Below are 18,460 nucleotides of genomic sequence, written 5' to 3'. Positions count from 1 at the left end.
CGTGAAGATCAACGGGTTCGCCGACGTGTGCCTGCGCACGCTGATGCTGCTGGGGGCCCAGCAGGGCGAGCAGCTCACGAGCCGTGAGATCTCCGAGCGCATCGGGGTGCCGTACCACCACGTCTCGAAGGCGGTGCTCGAACTGCGCCGGCGCGGCGCGCTCGACGTCGCCCGGGGCCGCATGGGCGGCGCCCGCATCACCGAGGCCGGGCTCGCGCTCAGCGTGGGCGGGCTGCTGCGGTCGCTCGACGGCCACCAGGATCCCGTGGACTGCATCACGAGCGACGGCGCGAGCTGCCCGCTCATCGCGGGGTGCCGGCTGCGATCGGCGCTCCACCGCGCCCGTGAGGCGTTCTACGCGACGCTCGACGGGCTGACGGTCGAGGGGCTCACGGCGAGCCCGTCGCTCGTCTCGCTGCCGCTGCCGCTGCCGCTGCCCGGCGTGCGCGAGGCATCCGGCGGCGCCTGATTTGCACCCGCTTTTCTACAGGGTGTAGAACTGTTCTCGGAATCTGGCATATCAAATGCCAGATACGACCGTTCCGAGGAGAACCATGCTTTCCGAGCAGTCCCGTCCCGTCATCGAAGCCACGCTGCCCGTCATCGGCGAGCGCATCGGCGAGATCACGCCGAAGTTCTACGCCCGCCTGTTCGCCGCGCACCCCGAGCTGCTCGACGGGATGTTCAGCCGGGCGAACCAGCAGAACGGCACGCAGCAGCGGGCCCTCGCCGGCAGCATCGCCGCCTTCGCCTCGCACCTCCTCGCGCACCCCGACACCCTCCCCGAGGCGGTGCTCTCGCGCATCGCGCACAAGCACGCCGCCCTCGGCATCCCCGAGTCGGGCTACCCGATCGTCTACGAGCACCTGTTCGCCGCCATCGCCGACGACCTGGGCGACGCCTGCACCCCCGAGGTGGCCGCCGCCTGGACCGAGGTGTACTGGCTCATGGCCGACGCGCTCATCGCGATCGAGCGGGGCCTGTACGCCCGCCAGGCGAACGACGTCATGTGGGCCGAGTGGCGGGTGACCGCGAAGGAGGCGGCGGGCGCCGGATCGATCACCTTCCGCCTCGCGCCCGCCGACGAGACGCCCGTCACCCGGGCCACGCCCGGCCAGTACGTCTCGGTGCGCGTGCAGCTCGCCGACGGCCTCCACCAGGCGCGGCAGTACTCGCTCTCCGACCGCGTCGACTCGCTCACCGAGCGCGTCTTCACGACGAAGCTCGACGAGGGCGGCGAGGTCTCGCCGTTCCTCCACGGGCACGTGAACGTCGGCGACGTCGTCGAGCTCTCGAACCCGTACGGCGACATCGAGCTCGACGACAGCGACTCGCCGATCGTGCTCGCGACGGCCGGCATCGGCTGCACGCCGAGCGCCTCCATCCTGCAGTCGCTCGCGGGGTCGGCGTCCGAGCGTCGCGTGCTCGTGCTCCACGCCGAGCAGCGGGCCGAGAACTGGGCCCTCGAAGCGCAGATGCGCGAGGCCGTCGCGGCGCTGCCGAACGCCGAGCTCCGCCTCTGGCTCGAGGAGCCCTCGACCGCCGCCGACGCGGAGACCGGCTTCATGAGCCTCGACGGCGTCGAGATGCCGGCCGGCGCGAAGCTCTACCTGTGCGGTCCGCTGCCGTTCATGCGCTCCATCCGCTCGCAGGCGATCGCCGCGGGCGTCGCCTCGACGGACATCCACTACGAGGTCTTCGGACCGGACGTCTGGCTCGCCGCCTAGGCGACCGGCGACCGAGGGGCGCCGGCGGCACGTTCGTGCCGTCGGCGCCTCTCTGCGATTCGACGGGATGCCTCGCCGCCGCGCGCGAGGGAGGCGCGGGGCATCCGCGGCCGGGGGATACCATGGCGCCCATGGCTCGCCGCACCCGAGTGCTCGTCATCGCGATCATCGTCTCGTTCATCGCGTTCCTCGACGGAGCCGTCATCAACGTGGCGCTGCCGTCGCTCGCCGAGGAGCTCGGCGGCGGGCTCGCACTGCAGCAATGGGCGGTCGACGCGTACCTGCTGACGCTCGGCGCGTTCATCCTGCTCGCCGGCTCGCTCTCGGACTCGTTCGGGCGGGCGCGCATGATCCGCATCGGGCTCTACGGCTTCGGCGTCACCTCGATCGCCTGCGCGATGGCCCCCGACGGCGTGTTCTTCGTGGTCGCGCGTGCGTTCCAGGGCGCCGCGGGCGCCCTGCTCGTGCCGAGCTCGCTCGCGCTCATCGTCGCGACGTTCCCGCTCGCCGATCAGGGCAAGGCGATCGGCCGTTGGACGGCGTGGACGACGGTCGCGTTCCTCATCGGGCCGCTCTTCGGCGGGCTGCTCGTCGACCTCGTGTCGTGGCGGCTCGTGTTCTGGATCAACCTGATCCCGATCGTCGTCGCGCTCGTGATGCTGCGGGGCATCGCGCGCGACGAGCCCGCCTCCGAGCACGCACCCATCGACTGGATCGGCGCCGCGCTCTGCGTTGCCGGCCTGGGCGGCACGGTGTTCGCGCTCATCGAGGGCGAGCGCCTCGGCTGGGACTCGCCGCTCGTGCTCGTGCCGCTCATCGGCGGGGTGATCGCGCTCGGGCTCTTCATCTGGTGGGAGCGCCGCACACCGCAGCCGATGCTGCCGCTGAGCCTCTTCAAGGCCCGCAACTTCGCCGCCGGCAACCTCGCCACGCTCTTCATCTACGCGGCCTTCTCGCTCGGACCCTTCGCGATCACGATCTTCCTGCAGGAGTTCGGCGGGTTCAGCGCCACTGCCGCGGGTCTCGCGACCCTGCCGCCGACGATCATGCTCGTCCTCCTGGGCTCGTGGTTCGGCGGGCTCTCGACGAGGTTCGGCCCGAGGATCTTCATGACCGCGGGACCGATCATCGTCGCCGTCGGGTATCTGCTCACGCTCGCCGTGACCGAGGAGGTCGGCTTCTGGACCGAGCTCCTGCCCGGCATCGTCGTCTCGGGGCTCGGCATGGCGATCACCGTCGCCCCGCTCACCGCGGCCATCCTCGGGGCCGTCGATCCCGCCAGGGCGGGCATCGGCTCTGCCGTCAACAACGCCGTCGCACGCATCGCCGGACTCGTGGCGATCGCCTCGATCGGCGTCATCGTCGGTTCGACGCTCGACGTCGACGGCTACCACCGGGCCGCGATCGCGACCGCGGCCCTCCTCGTCGTCGGGGGAGTCGTCTCCTGGCTCGGGATCCGCAACCCGCCTCAGGCGGCGCGGGTCGAGGAGCCCTCGTCGGCGTCGCCGGCGGATTGACCGGCGTCGGTGCGGTCTGCACGGTCGGCGCCCGAGGTCGTCCCCGCTGCGTCGAGCGCAGCGAGGAGATCGGCCGCGAGATCGTCGACGTGCTCGAGTCCGATCGAGAGGCGCACGACTGCGTCGCCCGGCTTCGCGGCGCCCGCGACGGGGCGATGCGTGAGCGAAGCCGGGTGCTGCACGAGCGAGTCGACGCCGCCGAGCGAGACCGCGTGGGTGACGAGCTCGCACGACTCGGTGAACCGCACCGCGGCATCGAAGCCGCCGGCGAGCTCGAGCGCGATGATCGACCCCGGCCCCTCGAGCTGCGTGCTGAGGAGACCCTGCGGGTCCTGGCCGGGCAGCCCCGGATAGTGCACGCGGGCGACCGCGGGATGCCCTGCGAGGCGCTCGGCGAGCTCGCGCGCGGTCTCCTGCTGGGCGCGCACCCGCAGCGGCAGGGTACGGAGCCCGCGGTGCAGGAGATACGCGGCCATCGGGTGGAGGAGACCGCCGGTGAGCGCCCGCACCCGGCGCAGTCGCTCGACCCAGTCGCGGTCGGCGGCGACCACGCCGCCCATGACGTCGCCGTGGCCGCCGAGGTACTTCGTCGCGCTGTGCAGCACGAGCGTCGCGCCGTGCTGGGCGGGCCGCTGCAGCACCGGGGTCGCAAAGGTGTTGTCGACGAGCAGCGGGACCTCGCCCGCGGCGTCGGCGAGCCGGCTCAGGTCGACGAGCTCGAGCGTCGGGTTGGCGGGGGTCTCGACGACGACGAGCCCGGTGTCGGGGCGGATCGCGTCGGCGACCTCGTCGACCGTCGCCCAGGTCACCTCGGTGCCGAGCAGGCCGCTCTCGAGCACGTGGTCGGTGCCGCCGTAGAGCGGGCGGACCGCGACGACGTGCGGCTTGCCTGCAGATGCGGTCGCGATGAGCACCGCGGCGAGCGCGGCCATGCCGCTGCCGAAGGCGACGGCGCCGTCGGTGCCCTCGAGCCCGGCGAGGGACTCCTCGAAGCGGGCGACCCCGGGCTGCCAGAGCCGCTGGTACACCGCCGAGCGTCCCTCGCCGAGGTCGTGGCCGGTGGCGAGCTCCTCGTAGGAGAGCCCCCCGGTCTCGACCGTGCCCAGCGGGTTCGTGGTCGAGAAGTCGATGACGGGGACGTGGGATCCGCTCTCTCGGACTCCGCTCATTCCGCCGTGGACGGCGCGGGTCTCGAGGTGCGACGACGATGTCTGCATGGCTCGCACTGAAGCAGATTCTGCTGAATCTCTCAACTCGGCCTGCACGATCATTGCGATACTCTGGATGCCTCGCAGAATCTGCAGAATCGATCCGCTTGGAGTCCACACATGGCGCAGAAACCAGAACTCGATCGCGTCGACCGCGCGCTGCTCCAGGCACTCTCCACGAACGCCAGGGCCTCGGGCGCCGCGCTGGCCGCCGAGGTCGGCGTCGCCGAGTCGACGGTGTCGCTCCGGCTGCGGCGCCTCCAGGCGCTCGGCACCGTGCGCGGCTACCGCGTCGAAGTCGATCTCGCCTCGCTCGGCGTCTCGCTGCAGGCGCTCATCGCGGTGCGGCTCGTGAAGCACGACCGCAGCGAGATCGACGCGTTCCGCTCGCAGGTGCCGCACCTGCCCGGTGTGCTCGGCGTGTTCCACATGGCGGGTGCCGAGGACTACCTGCTCCACGTCGCCGCGCGCGACGCGGAAGAGCTGCGCGAGTTCGTGCTCTCGCACCTCACCGGTCACCCCGCGGTCGCCCACACCGAGACGAACCTCATCTTCGAGCACGTCGACGGCGACGGCTGGAACAAGCTCGTCGGCTGACCGCGATCCCCGCGGGTCGATCATCGGTTCGCGGGTTCGCGGGTTCGGAGCGTGCTCGTTCGGCGCTCCGAAATGCTGTCAATCCGGGCGAATCGGCCTGCTCGGCCCCGTGGCGCCCGATAGCGTGAACGTCGGCCGTGAGCGCGGCCGCGCACTGGCGCGGGTACCCGGCGGCCTCCCCATCCACCGGTGCGCCCGCGAGACGGAGGAGAGCACATGACCGACGAGCAGCCGCAGGGCACCCCGGCCGAGCGCGACCGCTGGCGCCGCTACCTCGCCGCCGAGCGCGCCGAGGCCGCCGTCTACCGCGAGCTCGCCGCCCGCCGCGACGGCGAGGAGCGCGAGATCCTGCTCGCCCTCGCCGCGGCCGAGGGCCGGCACGAGGCGCACTGGCTCCGCCTCCTGGGCGGCGACGACCGCGGGGTGCCCCGCGCCGACCTGCGCACCCGCATGCTGGCCTCGCTCGCGCGCCGTTTCGGCTCGATCTTCGTGCTCGCGCTGGCTCAGCGCGCCGAGGCCCGCTCGCCGTACGCGAGCGACCCGCACGCGACCCCGGCGATGGCGGCCGACGAGCGCATCCACGGCGAGGTCGTGCGCGGGCTCGCCGCACGGGGCCGCCGCAGCCTCGCCGGAACCTTCCGCGCTGCGGTGTTCGGCGCGAACGACGGCCTCGTCTCGAACCTCGCGCTCGTGCTCGGCATCGGCGCGACGGGCGTCGCCCCGGGCGTGGTGCTCTTCACCGGCATCGCGGGCCTCCTCGCCGGCGCGCTCTCGATGGGGGCGGGCGAGTACGTCTCGGTGCGTTCGCAGCGGGAACTGCTCGAGGCATCCGCCCCCGACCCGACCGCTCGCGAGGCGCTGCCGCACCTCGATGTCGACGCGAACGAACTCGCGCTCGTCTACCGGGCGCGCGGCATGGGGGAGCAGGAGGCGGTCGAGCATGCCGCGCTCGTCGTCGCCCGCGTGCAGGCCGCCGAGCAGGTGCACGCGCCGACCGATGCGCTCGCGGTCGCGGAGCACGACGATGAGGCGGTCGGCACGGGCATGTCCGCCGCGATCTCGAGTTTCCTGTTCTTCGCCTCGGGCGCGCTCATCCCGGTGCTGCCCTACCTGTTCGGCCTGACCGGGATCGCCGCGATCGTCACCGCGACCGTGCTCGTGAGCATCGCCCTGCTCCTCACCGGTGCGACCGTGGGTCTGCTCTCGGGCGCCTCGCCGCTCAAGCGCGCGTTCCGTCAGCTCGCGATCGGCCTCGGTGCGGCGGCGGTCACCTACCTGCTCGGTCTGGCGTTCGGCACGAGCCTCGCCTGATCGCCCGTCGGCATCGATACCGGCACCCGACCGGGCCCGTCGGCAGGAGGGCCGTAGCCCAGCGGAGTGGCGACGATCGCCAGGCTCGCGAGCAGCGCCAGCAGGGTCCCGATCGCGCACAGTCGCACGGCGATGACCGACGCTCGCGCCCCTGAGCGCCGGCGGGCGAGCGCGAGGAGCGCGAACCCGGCGACGGCGCCCGTCGTATTGGTGATCACGTCGGTCGAGTCCGTGCTGCCGACGGCGAGCGCGAACTGCAGGGCCTCGAGAGCGAGGCTGACGGTTGCGGTGATCGCCGCGACCCGCCACCACCGCCACGTCGGCCGGAGGAGGCCGAGGTAGACGCCGAACGGCACGAAGAACGCGAGGTTCGCGAGCACCTCGCGGGGTGCGCTCGCGCCGAACTCGGCGGTGTCGGCGAACGGCACGAGCTTGATCACCCGCCGCGAGCCGTCGCCGATCCACGGCGCCTCGAACTTCCACAGCACGATCCACACGAGCAGCGCGAGGTAGCTCGCGAACAGCACGATCACGAGCGCGCGGGTCGAGGTGCGCAACGGGGATGCCTCAGCGGCAGGCGCGGCCGGGCGGCCCGTCGTCGTGGTCATCGCTGCATCCTCGGATCCTCGGTGGGGTCCGCGTAGGGCTCGGGGCATCCGTCGTCGACCGCCTCGGGCCGCAGCTCGAAGTGCCACGATTCGTTCGCGTAGATCTGGCAGAGGCCGTAGGCGGCGCCATGCTCCGAGAGCCACGTCGTCGCCTCCCACCAGCCGAGATCGATCGCGTCGCCCTGCACGTGCGGCGAGGTCGCGGCGGTGGCGACCCATCGTGCCGCCTCCTCGGCCGAGCCGTATTCGGCGATGGCGTCCTGCAGCAGCTCGTCCTGGTAGGCGGCCGAACGCCAGCCGCTGTTGACGACGAAGGCGATGCCTTCGGCCTCGGCGTCCGTCGCCGCCCGACGGACGGCGTCGAGGAGGGTGGGGTCGAGGTTCGCGACCGCGGCCTCGCCGTCGTCGAAGACGGTCACGCCGCCGCCGACCCGGCCGTCGCCCTCCATGAGCGAGGCGACGCCCTCGCCGTCGCGAGCCGGTCCGGCTCCGGGGAGCGACCCCTCGCCGGTCACCGGCGTCGCCGACGACGGCGGTTCGCCGAGCGAACCGACGATCGCCGTCACGAGCAGCGCGGTGGCGATCGCGAGCGCGAGCATGATGAGCAGGGCGAACGGGCCGGCGCGACGGGTGCGGCCGGCGCGGTTCGCGGAGGTCTCGGGATGGAGCTTCGAGGTCATGCGCACCAGCCAACGCGAGGGCGTGTTGCCGGAGCGTATGCCGATTCGCATACGCGGGCGATATGCGCCGCCTCGTACTATCGGAAGCGTGCGCGTGCTGATCGTCGAGGACGAACCACTCCTGGCCGGGGCCATCCGCGACGGGCTGCGGCTCGAGGCGATCGCCGCCGACATCGCGGGCGACGGCGCCACCGCCCTCGAACTGCTGAGCGTGAACGCCTACGACCTCGCCGTGCTCGACCGCGACATCCCCGGTCCGTCCGGCGACGAGGTGGCCCGACGCATCGTCGCCTCCGGCAGCGGCATCCCGATCCTCATGCTCACCGCGGCCGATCGGCTCGACGACAAGGCGTCTGGGTTCGAACTCGGGGCCGACGACTATCTCACGAAGCCCTTCGCGCTCCGCGAGCTGGTGCTGCGCCTGCGCGCGCTCGATCGCCGGCGTGCGCACAACCGGCCCCCGGTTCGCGAGATCGCGGGCCTGCGGCTCGACGCGTTCCGCCGCGAGGTGCACCGCGACGGGCGCTACGTCGCACTCACCCGCAAGCAGTTCGCGGTGCTCGAGGTGCTCGTCGCGGCCGAGGGCGGGGTGATCAGCGCCGAGGAGCTGCTGGAGCGGGCGTGGGACGAGAACGCGGACCCCTTCACCAACGCGGTTCGCATCACCGTCTCGGCGCTGCGGAAGCGACTCGGTGAGCCCTGGCTCATCGCCACGGTGCCCGGCGTGGGCTACCGCATCGACACCGGCCAGGCCCTGGGCGACCGGGTGGGCGACGGACCCGCCGAGGGCGGGGGCGGATCGCATGGATAGGGCGCCCGGAATCAGCGTGCGGCTCAAGCTCACCCTGAGCTACGCGGGATTCCTCATGGTCGCCGGAGCGCTGCTGCTTGCGGTGGTCTGGGCGTTCCTCCTGCGATACGTGCCGGCCGAGGCGATCGCGACCATCGGCGGCTTCGTGCCGGGGCGCGACGACCTCATCCGGGCCTTCGCGCCGGCGGTCGCCTGGGCGCTCCTCTTCCTCCTCGTGCTCGGGCTCGCCGGCGGATGGTTCCTCGCCGGCCGGATGCTCGCTCCGCTGCGGCGCATCACGAAGGCCACGCGGCGGGCCGCGAGCGGCTCGCTCTCGCACCGCATCGAGATGGAAGGACGTGACGACGAGTTCCGCGAGCTCGCCGACAGCTTCGACGCGATGCTCGCGCAGCTCGAGGCCCACGTCGACGAGCAGCGTCGCTTCGCCGCGAACGCCTCGCACGAGCTGCGCACCCCGCTGGCGATCACCCAGACGCTCCTCGACGTGGCCCGCGACGATCCGCAGCGCGACACCGCGGCGCTCATCGAGGGGCTCCAGACGGTCAACACCCGGGCCATCGATCTCATCGAGGCGCTGCTCATGCTCAGCCGTGCAGACCAGCAGTCGTTCGCCAGGGAGTCCGTCGACCTCTCGCTGCTCGCCGAGCACGCCGCCGAGACCCTGCTGCCGCTCGCCGAGCAGCGGGGCATCTCGCTCGAGGTCTCCGGCCAGGTCGCCGTCGCCCTCGGCTCGCCGGCGCTCCTGCTGCAGCTGACGACGAACCTCGTGCACAACGCGATCGTGCACAACCTCCGTACCGGCGGCACCGTGCAGGTCACCACCTCGTCGTACCCGGGGGCGGCGGTGCTCGTCGTCGAGAACACCGGCGAGCCGCTCGACCCCGCGCTCGTCTCGACGCTCACCGAACCGTTCCGCCGCGGCGGCGACCGCATCAGGACCGACCGGAGCGGCGTCGGTCTCGGCCTCGCTATCGTGAAGAGCATCGTTCGGGCGCACGGCGGCTCCCTCGCCCTCGCAGCTCGTGAGGGCGGAGGGCTTCGCGTTGTCGTGACGCTGCCCGCCGCAACGTGACCTGTTGACCCCTTCGCCTTCGAGGAGGCCCATGACCCGCCCCGTCGCCCTCATCACCGGCGCCGGCCGTCGCAACACGATCGCCTGGGCGATCGCGACGGTCCTCGCCGCCGACGGCTGGAACGTCGCGTTCAGCCACCTCGGCGACTACGACCGGCGGATGTCCCTCGGCGGCGACCCCGATCGCGACCCCGCCGCGCTCGAGGCCGAACTGCGGTCGCTCGGAGCCCGCGCGGTCGCGCTCGACGCCGACCTCGCCGACCCCGAGGTGCCGGCCCGTCTCGTCGCGCGGGCAGCCGAGCTCGGCCCCGTGCGCGCCCTCGTGCTCTCGCACGCGCAGAGCGTCGACTCGGGCATCCTCGACACCTCGACCGAGAGCTTCGACCGGCACTTCGCCGTCAACACGCGCGCCGCGTGGCTGCTCGTCAAGTCGTTCGCCGAGCAGGCGCCGTCCGGCGAGGGCGACGGCCGCGACGGCCGCCGCAGCATCGTCGCGCTCACGAGCGACCACGTCGTCGGCAACCTGCCCTACGGCGCGTCGAAGGGAGCGCTCGACCGCATCGTGATCGCGGCGGCCCGCGAGCTCGCGCCGCTCGGCATCACCGCGAACCTCGTGAACCCGGGACCGGTCGACACCGGCTGGATGGACGACGCGACGTGCGCGGCGCTCACCGCCCAGCAGCCGACCGGGCGGCTCGGCACCCCCGAGGACGCCGCCCGGCTCGTGCGATTCCTCGTCTCGGACGAGTCCCGCTGGGTGACCGGCCAGCTGATCCACAGCGACGGCGGCTTCTCGATCTGATCCGGCCTGCGCCGGCGTCGCTTTGAGCTCCTCGTCTGCGACGGTTCAGGCGGGCGTCGTCACGAAGTCGATGAGCTCTTCGACCCGGCCGAGCAGGGCGGGCTCGAGGTCGCCGTAGCCGCGCACCTGCCCGAGGATGCGCTGCCAGGCGCGGGCGATGTCGGCCTGATCCTCGTGCGGCCAGCCGAAGGCCTCGCAGATGCCGTGCTTCCACTCGGTGCCGCGCGGGATCGTCGGCCACTCGGTTCGGCCGATGCGGGCGGGCTTCACGGCCTGCCAGATGTCGATGTACGGATGCCCCACCACGAGCACGTGCGCACCGTGCGGGCCGCGGGCGACGGCATCGGCGATGCGCTGCTCCTTCGAGCCGGGCACGAGGTGGTCGACGAGCACGCCGACCTTCCGGCCCGAGCCGGGGCGGAACTCCGCGAGCGTCTCGGGCAGCACGTCGACACCCTCGAGGTACTCGACGACGACGCCCTCGACACGGAGGTCGGCGCCCCAGATCTTCTCGACGAGTTCGGCGTCGTGCCGACCCTCGACGAAGATGCGGCTCGGCAGTGCGACCTTCGCGGGGGAGGCCTCGGCGACGAACGAGCCCGAGGCGGTGCGCAGCCGGCCCGTCGGCGCCTTCGGCTTCGGTGCGACGAGCTGCACGGCCCGGCCGTCGACGAGGAAGCCGTGGCCGAGCGGGAACATCCGGTGCTTGCCGAATCGGTCCTCGAGGGTCACGGTGCCCTTCGCGACGCCGACCACGGCGCCGCAGAAGCCTGACTCGACGAGTTCGACGACGAGCTCGCGCTCGGCCTCGACCGTGGGGATCACGGTGCGGCCGCGGGCGCGCCAGTCGCCTGAGAGCACGTCACCGCCGTAGCGGTCGGTCGGGTCGTGGTCGAAGGGAGGCGTTGCGGGCACCGCACGAGGCTATCGGAGGCCGGGATGGGTTCCCGTGCGACACGAGCAGGAGCGGGCAGGCCGGGATCTCCACCCGTCGTCGTGGGATCGTGTCAGTCGTTCGGGTGTCGGACGGACGCCGTCTCGCGACGCCGGAGGGTCAGCGTCCAGAGGGCACCGGCGCCGGCGATCGCCGCCCCGACGAGGAACGCCCACGGAATGCCCGCGGCGTCGGCGACCACGCCGAGCACGATGGGTCCGATTCCCAGGCCGAGGTCGATCGCCGCGCTGGCGGTGCCGGATGCCACGCCGCGCTGCGCCGGTGATGCCGTCGCGAAGATCGCCGCGAAGAACGCCGGGGTGCTGAAGGCGACGCCGACGGCGGTGACGCCCGCACCGATCACTAATCCCACGGGGGCAGGCCAGATCGCAGCGATCACGAGGCCGATGCCGATCGCGGTGAGCGCCGCCGCGCCGAGGGCGAGGGACGGCAGCCGGTCGGGCACCTTGGCGAAGGCGATGCGGCAGACGACCACGACACCGCCGTAGACGAACAGGGCGAGGCTCGCGTTCTCGAGGCCCACCCGTGTGGAATGCAATGAGGCGAACGCGAGGAACCCGCCCATCGCCACCAGCGAGGCGAGGAAGCCGAGCGTGATCGGCAGCGCGGGCCGGTGGACGAGGTGGCGTTCCGCCCCGACGGCGAGGCCCCGTACCCGCGTCTCTCCGACGAAGAGCGTGAGTCCGGCCGAGACGGCGGCGAGCGCGGCGGCACCCGCCCAGACGAGGGGATAGCCTCCGCCGCCGACGAGGGCCTCTCCGAGCGGCGGTCCCAGTGCGATACCGAGGTAGAGCCCGAGCGAGTTGTACGACAGTGCCTCTCCGAGGCGTTCCTCGGGTGCGAGATCCGCGAGGGCGGCGAACCCCGCGACGAAGAAGGCCGCTTCCGCGACGCCTGCGAGCAACCGCAGCGCGATCACGGTGGCGAGGTCCGCGGCGAGGCCGAGCAATGCCAGGCTCATCGCGGCGAGAACGGCGCCGCCCAGCAGGAGCGGGAGGCGACCGATCGCGTCCGCGAGACGACCGGCGAGCGGACGCAGCACGAGCGCCGACAAGGCGAAGGCACCGAATGCCAGCCCTGCCACGGTCTCGTCGCCGCCGATCGGACCGGTCACGTACAAGGGCAGCGCGAAGATGGCGACGCCGGTCGCGGTGAAGTAGCAGAGCTCCGCAACTCCGAGTGCGATGAAGGCGCGCGTGAACAGGCGCGTGGAGGCCGATCGGCGGGCGATCGCCCGCCGCCCGGACTTCGACGGTCGTGGATCGTGGCTCCCCACGAGGTCAGGATATTCCTCGTGACCCCGAAGGAGCGGGCTTCACCGGAAGTCGCGCGACCGCGAGGGCGCGGCGACGGTGAGCGACTCGAAGCGATCGACGATGAGGTTCGTCACCCCCTCCTTCGAGCGCTCGAGGATGCCGCGCACCACCATCGCGGGCGCCTCCCTGGCGATGCGCCGGTACCGGTTCCAGACGCCGACCCCGGCGATCACGTTGAGGGTGCCCGATTCGTCTTCGAGGTTCAGGAAGGTGATGCCCGAGGCCGTCGCGGGGCGTTGCCGGTGCGTCACGACCCCGCCGACCTCGACCCGTCGACCCGACTCGACATCGAGGAGGCGGTCGATGCGGATCGCCCCGCGCTCGTCGAGCCGCTCGCGGATGTGGCGGATCGGATGGTCGTCGGGGGAGATGCCGGTCGACCAGAGGTCGTAGACGACCTGCTCGGCCGGCGAGAGCATCGGCAGGAGCGGCGGCTGCACCACCACGACCGAGCCCGGCAGGAACTCCGCGCGATCCTGCGCCGCCTCGCCGGCGAGCCACAGCGCCTCGCGACGGGCGAGCCCGAAGCCGTCGAAGGCGCCGGCCGCGGCGAGCGCCTCGAGCTGCTCGGTGTCGAGACCGGCCCGCCGCGAGACGTCCGCCATGTCGCGGTAGGGGCCGTGGGCCTCGCGCTCGTCGACGATGCGCTGCGCCACCTGCTCGCCGATCGCCTGCACGTCGGCGAGGCCGAGCCGGACGGCGAAGGCGGCATCGCGCCGGTGCTCGGCCGAACGGTCGGGCGCCGCGCGGTCGAAGTCGCCGATCGGCGGCTGCTCGGCCTCGGTGCAGGCGCGGAGGCCCGTCGGCGGGCGGCGGACATCGCGGGGCGACCACGTGGCATCCGCCCCACCGCCGGCGCCGCTCGAGCCGCCCGCCGGCACGAGCACCTCGAGCCCCGCGTGCGCGCCCGAGCGCAGCACATCGGGGCGCAGCACCCGCACGCCGTGACGCCGCGCATCGGCGGTGAGGGTCTGCGGCGAGTAGAACCCCATGGGCTGTGCGCGCAGCAGCGCCGCCAGGAACGCGGCGGGGTAGTGCAGCTTCAGCCACGAGCTCGTGTAGACGAGCAGGGCGAAGGCGAGGGCATGGCTCTCGGCGAAGCCGAAGTTCGCGAATGCCTCGATCTTCGCGTAGATCGCCTGGGCGTCGTCGTCGGAGATGCCGTTGGCCGCCATGCCCTCGAAGAGCTTCGCGCGCAGCTTCGAGATCTTCTCGACCCCGCGCTTGGAGCCCATCGCCCGGCGCAGCAGGTCGGCGTCGGCTGCCGTGCACCCGCCGACCGCGACCGCCATCTGCATGAGCTGCTCCTGGAAGAGCGGCACGCCGAGGGTGCGTTCGAGAACCGGCTTCAGATTCGGGTGCAGGTAGCTGACCTCCTCTTCGCCGGTTCGGCGGCGGATATACGGGTGCACCGCGCCGCCCTGCACCGGGCCGGGCCTGATGAGCGCGATCTCGACGACGAGGTCGTAGTACCGGCGCGGCTTCAGCCGGGGGAGGGTGCCCATCTGCGCACGGCTCTCGACCTGGAAGACGCCGATCGAATCGGCCCGGCAGAGCATGTCGTAGACGGCAGCCTCTTCTTTGGGAATCGACTGCAGTTCCCACACCTCGCCCGTGTGCTCGCGCACGAGGTCGAAGGTGTACTGCAGGGCGGCGAGCATGCCGAGCCCGAGCAGGTCGAACTTCACGAGCCCCATCCAGGCGCAGTCGTCCTTGTCCCATTGCAGGACCGTGCGGTTCGGCATGCGGGCGTGCTCGATGGGGCAGACCTCGCCCACCGGCCGGTCGGTGAGCACCATGCCGCCCGAGTGGATGCCGAGGTGCCGCGGGAAGCCGAGCACCTGCTCGGCGAGCGCGATCACCGGCGCGGGGATGTCGTGGTCGTCGGTCTCGACGACGGCGCCCCAGCGTTCGACCTGCCGCGACCAGGCGTCTTGTTGGCCGGTGCCGTAGCCGAGCGCCTTCGCCATGTCGCGCACCGCGACCTTCGGCCGGTAGCTGATCACGTTCGCCACCTGCGCGGCGTTCTGCCTGCCGTACTTCGCGTAGACGTACTGGATGATCTCCTCGCGCCGGTCGGAGTCGAAGTCGACGTCGATGTCGGGCTCCTCGTCGCGCAGCGCCGAGAGGAAGCGTTCGAACGGCAGGTCGAACTTGATCGAGTCGACGGCGGTGATGCGCAGGGCGTAGCAGACGGCCGAGTTCGCGGCCGAGCCCCGCCCCTGGCAGAGGATGCCTCGCCGCCGGGCTTCGCTCACGAGGTCGTGCACGATCAGGAAGTAGCCGGGGAAGTCCTTCTGCTCGATCACCGCGAGCTCGTGCTCGAGCCGCGTGCGCACGTGCTCGGGCACCCCCGGGTAGAGCTCGGCGGCACCCTGCCAGACGAGTTCGCGCAGCCAGCTCATCGAGGTGTGCCCCTCGGGCACCTCTTGTCGGGGCAGGCGCGGACGGGCGCTGCGCAGGGTGAAGCCGAGCTCGTCGGCGAGCACGACCGAGTGCCCGACCGCGCCCGGGTAGCGGGCGAAGCGGGCCTGCATCTCGGCGCCGCTGCGCAGGTGCATGCCGTCGGAGGCCGGCAGCCACCCGTCGAGTTCGTCGAGGCTGCGCCGGGCGCGCACCGCGGCGAGGGCGTTCGCGAGCCGGTGCTCGGGCGGGGTCGCGTAGTGCACCGCGTTCGTCGCCAGGAGCGGGAGCCTCGCCCGTTCGGCGAGCCCCGCGAGCACGTCGTTCGCGCGCTGGTCGGCCGGAGCGCCGTGGTCGAAGAGCTCGACCACGACCTGCTCGCGCCCGAAGAGCGCGATCAGGCGGTCGAGCTCGCGCCACGCGGCCTCGGCGCCGCCGTCGTGGAGGGCGCGTCGCACCGCGCCCTTCCGGCAGCCGGTGGGGATGACCCATTCGCCGCCCGCACGCTCGGCGAGCGCCTCGAGCTCGTAGACCGGACGGCCCTTCTCACCGCCCGCGAGCTGCCCGGCGGTGATCGCCGAGGCGAGCCGGTGGTAGCCCTCCTCCCGGCGGGCGAGTACGAGCAGGTGCTCGCCCTCGGGGTCGGCGGCGCCCATCTGCGGGGCGCTGAGCCCGAGCGAGAGCTCGGCGCCGAAGACGGTGGTGAGCTCGGGGAAGCTCTCGGCCGCCTCGGCGAAGCGCACGATGCCGTAGAAGCCGTCGTGATCGGTGATGGCCATGCCCGAGAGGCCGAGTCGATGCGCCTCCTCGACGAGCTGCTCGGGCGCCGAGGCGCCGTCGAGGAAGCTGTAGTTGGAGTGCGCGTGCAGCTCGGCGTAGGGCACCACCGGCCCGTCGGGCGCGGCGAGCCCCTCGCTCGGACGGTACGGCTGGCGCTTGCGACTGAACGCCGGGCCGTCGCCGCCGTCGGCGATGAGCTTCGACGCGCCCGGGTTCGGGCGACGCCGGTCGGAGAGCGTGCGCTCGAGCTCCGACCAGGGGATCTCGGGGTTGTTCCACCCCATCAGTCGTACCTCGCCTCGGCCCACCAGCCCTCGTCGTCGCGCACGAGCAGCCACGCGCAGCCGTCATGGTCGACGATCTGGAAGCGATGCACCCGGCGGGCCCGCTCGGCATCCCACCAGCGTTCGACGACGGGCCACGGCCCCGCCCACGCCCGCACCTGCTCGGAGGCGCCGCGGCCGACCGCGAAACGCTCGGGCGGGGCCGAGATCGCTCCACGCTCGTCGATCGCGACGGGGGCGCCGGCCGCGTCGAGCAGGGCGACCGGATGCCGCTCGCGGAACACGCTCGCCGGTGCGAGCGCGGGCAGGCTGCCGGGCCACGGCGCCTCCCGGTGCTCGGGTGCACGATCGCCCCACGGGACGAGCACCTGACGGTCGGCGAGCATGCGACCGCCGCCGACCGCCGCCGTCACCACCCCCTCGTGCCCGAGCATGCTCTGCACGCGGGTCAGTGCGTGGTGCACGCGCTCGTCGGGCCCCTGGCCCCAGAGCCCGGCCTCGTGGTTCGCGGTGCCGTCGACCCGCTCGGGGATCACCCGCAGCTTCGTGATCGGCGAGGCGAGCCCGGTGTCGGCGGTACCGGCGCCCTGCAGCTGCCAGCGCACCCGGTCGACCACGTCGGCCGGGGTGAACCAGCGCGGGTGCAGCCAGCTGCGGGCGGAGTGCCCGCCGCGTTCGTCGTCGAGCTCGACCCGGATGGCCGTGCACACGAGCCGCGCCGCCCGCATGCGGTCGATGAACTCTTCGGCGCGCACCCGGAACGCGAAGGCGAGCTGGTCGATGCGGTCGAGCGGCGGCTCGAACTCGGCGGCGATCTCGAACTCGGGCGGCGGGGTGCGGGCCGCCACCCCCGTCGACTCGCGCCCGGCAGCCCGATCGTGGCCGAAGGCGCCTGCGGCGCCGAAGCGCCGCCGCACGTCGGCCTGCGGCAGCGCCGCGAACTCGCCGAGCGTGCGCACGCCGAGCCGGTTGAGCAGCGTGCGGGTGCGATCGTCGACGACGAGGCCGACGGGCAGCGGCGCGAGGAACGCGGCCGAGCCCCCGGGCGCCACGATGCCCACCGGCGAGGAGCGCACGGCACGCGCCGCCTGCTCGGCCGCGAAGGGGCCGTCGGCGATGCCGACCCGGGCGCCGGCCACCCCGAGCCGCTCGACGGTCTCGAGGAGGGCACGCGCCGCGGCATCCTCACTGCCGTAGTACCTGGCCGGCCCGCGGGCGCGCATCGCGAGCGTGCCCGGCCGCACGATCTGCACCCCTGGGACGGTCTGCTCGACCTGCCGCACCACCGGTTCGAAGGCGCGCACGTCGAGCACCGGGTCGTACGGCAGCACGGTGATCGCGGGGGAGCGGTACTGCGCCTCGCGCAGCCGCAGCCCCCGCACGACCCCGTCGCGGCGGGCGGCCGCCGAGCACGAGTGCACCGCGCCGCCCTCGGTGAGCGCGAGCGGCGCCGCGGGGTCGAGTCCGGCCTCGCGGGCGGCCGCGAAGACGGGCCAGTCGGGGCACCAGAGCACGATCGCCCGGGCGGGGAAGACGGCGGTCATGCCGGCCTCGCGAAGTCGGCGTGGATCACGGGCGCGAGCCGCGATGCCGCGGCGACGGGATGGGCCGGGCCGACCTCGCCCGCCGCGTCGTCGGCCACCGCGAACCCGAGCGCACGATCGGGCAGGCGCAGCCGCGAGCGTCGCCGCTTCGCGAACCCGCCCCGGCCGGCCGCGCTCACGACGACCTCGCGCTCGTCGAGGAGGCCGTGCCCCAGTTCGAGGCCGTGCCATTCGCTCAGCTCGACGCCGAGGCTCGCGTCGGCGCCCGGCCAGGCTCCGGCGGCGATGAGCGTGGTGCCGCGCTCGCGCAGTCGGGCCGCGAGCCGCGACGCCTCGGCGGGAGCGACCCGCTGGGCCGATCGGACGGCGACGACGGGGATGACGTCGGCCAGGGCCGCCACCACCGCGAGCCACTGCCGACCGGGCTCGGGGACGAGCACGAGCCGTTCGAGCTCGATGCCGAACCGGGCGGCCGCCTCGACGCCGAACTCGGGCATGCCGACGACGGCGACCCAGCGCCCGCTCGCCGAGGGCGCCGCGAGCAGGGCCATCACGAGGGTGGTCGAACCCAGCGCCTCGACGACGGTGCCCTCGCGCAGGCTGCCGCCCGGCAGGAGCCCCGCGAAGGCCGGGTGGGTGGGCACCGCGCGGGTCTCGAGCCGGGTGGACTGCATGCCCTGGATGCGCGCCTGCAACTCGTCGACGCGCTCGAGGCGAGCGGTCGGGGAGTCGAGCGGAGCAGCCAGTGTCACCACTTCAGTTTCGAACAAATGTTCGAATACGGCAAGTCGGATGCACCGTCCGTCCACCCGGCTCGGATGTCGGCGGCGCGGGGTAGCCTGACG

Annotated in this window: 16 protein-coding genes; 8 read left to right on the top strand and 8 right to left on the bottom strand. The window is 73.0% G+C overall.

The window, feature by feature from the left end:
• The first annotated feature begins 1 nt into the window (after nt 1).
• From ACFVTR_RS10595 to ACFVTR_RS10585, 3 genes are all read left to right on the top strand, one after another.
• On the top strand, nt 2-469 hold the full coding sequence (locus tag ACFVTR_RS10595) for an RrF2 family transcriptional regulator (protein WP_387037113.1): 468 nt from the start codon (nt 2-4) through the stop codon (nt 467-469).
• An 85-nt stretch (nt 470-554) separates the two neighbouring features.
• Nucleotides 555-1,727 (top strand): globin domain-containing protein, encoded by a 1,173-nt coding sequence (locus tag ACFVTR_RS10590; RefSeq protein ID WP_387037111.1) that lies wholly within the window; start codon nt 555-557, stop codon nt 1,725-1,727.
• A 131-nt stretch (nt 1,728-1,858) separates the two neighbouring features.
• Complete coding sequence (locus tag ACFVTR_RS10585) at nt 1,859-3,244, top strand: MFS transporter (RefSeq protein ID WP_387037109.1); 1,386 nt, start codon at nt 1,859-1,861, stop codon at nt 3,242-3,244.
• Here ACFVTR_RS10585 and ACFVTR_RS10580 read toward each other — a convergent pair.
• Entirely contained in the window at nt 3,196-4,461 is a 1,266-nt protein-coding gene (locus ACFVTR_RS10580; RefSeq protein ID WP_387037107.1) for a trans-sulfuration enzyme family protein, read from the bottom strand. The genes ACFVTR_RS10585 and ACFVTR_RS10580 overlap by 49 nt on opposite strands.
• 111 nt (nt 4,462-4,572) lie before the next feature.
• Here ACFVTR_RS10580 and ACFVTR_RS10575 point away from each other — a divergent pair, with 111 nt between their 5' ends.
• On the top strand, nt 4,573-5,049 hold the full coding sequence (locus ACFVTR_RS10575) for an Lrp/AsnC family transcriptional regulator (RefSeq protein ID WP_376945220.1): 477 nt from the start codon (nt 4,573-4,575) through the stop codon (nt 5,047-5,049).
• A gap of 216 nt (nt 5,050-5,265) precedes the next feature.
• Nucleotides 5,266-6,360 (top strand): VIT1/CCC1 transporter family protein, encoded by a 1,095-nt coding sequence (locus tag ACFVTR_RS10570; protein WP_387037105.1) that lies wholly within the window; start codon nt 5,266-5,268, stop codon nt 6,358-6,360.
• On the opposite strand, the gene ACFVTR_RS10565 is transcribed toward ACFVTR_RS10570, so the two are convergent.
• Together ACFVTR_RS10565 and ACFVTR_RS10560 are read right to left on the bottom strand one after the other, a co-directional pair.
• A complete protein-coding gene (locus tag ACFVTR_RS10565) occupies nt 6,321-6,968 on the bottom strand; it encodes a VanZ family protein (protein ID WP_387037103.1) in 648 nt (215 codons plus the stop codon). The genes ACFVTR_RS10570 and ACFVTR_RS10565 overlap by 40 nt on opposite strands.
• The gene (locus ACFVTR_RS10560) at nt 6,965-7,648 is read right to left on the bottom strand and encodes a M15 family metallopeptidase (RefSeq protein ID WP_387037101.1); all 684 of its coding nucleotides are present in this window, start codon (nt 7,646-7,648) and stop codon (nt 6,965-6,967) included. The genes ACFVTR_RS10565 and ACFVTR_RS10560 overlap by 4 nt, the downstream gene beginning before the upstream one ends.
• Nucleotides 7,649-7,736: 88 nt before the next feature.
• On the opposite strand from ACFVTR_RS10560, the gene ACFVTR_RS10555 reads away from it, so the two are divergent.
• The 3 genes from ACFVTR_RS10555 to ACFVTR_RS10545 are packed head-to-tail and all read left to right on the top strand — an operon-like array spanning nt 7,737 to nt 10,333.
• A complete protein-coding gene (locus ACFVTR_RS10555; protein ID WP_387037099.1) occupies nt 7,737-8,459 on the top strand; it encodes a response regulator transcription factor in 723 nt (240 codons plus the stop codon).
• Entirely contained in the window at nt 8,452-9,531 is a 1,080-nt protein-coding gene (locus tag ACFVTR_RS10550; RefSeq protein ID WP_387037097.1) for a sensor histidine kinase, read from the top strand. The genes ACFVTR_RS10555 and ACFVTR_RS10550 overlap by 8 nt, the downstream gene beginning before the upstream one ends.
• A gap of 31 nt (nt 9,532-9,562) precedes the next feature.
• Nucleotides 9,563-10,333: an SDR family oxidoreductase gene (locus tag ACFVTR_RS10545; protein WP_387037095.1), complete on the top strand. Its 771-nt coding sequence runs from the start codon at nt 9,563-9,565 to the stop codon at nt 10,331-10,333.
• Nucleotides 10,334-10,378: 45 nt separating this feature from the next.
• Here ACFVTR_RS10545 and ACFVTR_RS10540 read toward each other — a convergent pair whose 3' ends face one another.
• The 5 genes from ACFVTR_RS10540 to ACFVTR_RS10520 form a co-directional block, all read right to left on the bottom strand.
• Nucleotides 10,379-11,248 (bottom strand): DUF3097 domain-containing protein, encoded by an 870-nt coding sequence (locus ACFVTR_RS10540; protein ID WP_387037093.1) that lies wholly within the window; start codon nt 11,246-11,248, stop codon nt 10,379-10,381.
• A 92-nt stretch (nt 11,249-11,340) separates the two neighbouring features.
• On the bottom strand, nt 11,341-12,564 hold the full coding sequence (locus tag ACFVTR_RS10535) for an MFS transporter (RefSeq protein ID WP_387037091.1): 1,224 nt from the start codon (nt 12,562-12,564) through the stop codon (nt 11,341-11,343).
• Between the two features lie 39 nt (nt 12,565-12,603).
• Nucleotides 12,604-16,071, bottom strand: a complete 3,468-nt coding sequence (locus ACFVTR_RS10530) for an error-prone DNA polymerase (protein WP_387037089.1) — start codon at nt 16,069-16,071, stop codon at nt 12,604-12,606.
• Nucleotides 16,071-17,615 (bottom strand): DNA polymerase Y family protein, encoded by a 1,545-nt coding sequence (locus ACFVTR_RS10525; protein ID WP_387037087.1) that lies wholly within the window; start codon nt 17,613-17,615, stop codon nt 16,071-16,073. Before ACFVTR_RS10525 ends, ACFVTR_RS10530 begins: the two co-directional genes overlap by 1 nt.
• Nucleotides 17,612-18,367 carry a hypothetical protein gene (locus ACFVTR_RS10520; RefSeq protein WP_387037082.1) on the bottom strand — a complete coding sequence of 252 codons (756 nt, stop codon included), beginning with the start codon at nt 18,365-18,367 and terminating at the stop codon, nt 17,612-17,614. Before ACFVTR_RS10520 ends, ACFVTR_RS10525 begins: the two co-directional genes overlap by 4 nt.
• Nucleotides 18,368-18,460 lie beyond the last annotated feature (93 nt).

The sequence above is a fragment of the Agromyces sp. NPDC058126 genome (genome assembly GCF_042884595.1).
Classification (GTDB): Bacteria; Actinomycetota; Actinomycetes; order Actinomycetales; family Microbacteriaceae; genus Agromyces.
Note: the sequence above shows the minus strand (reverse complement) of the source record. Positions and strands in the feature narration are given on the sequence as shown.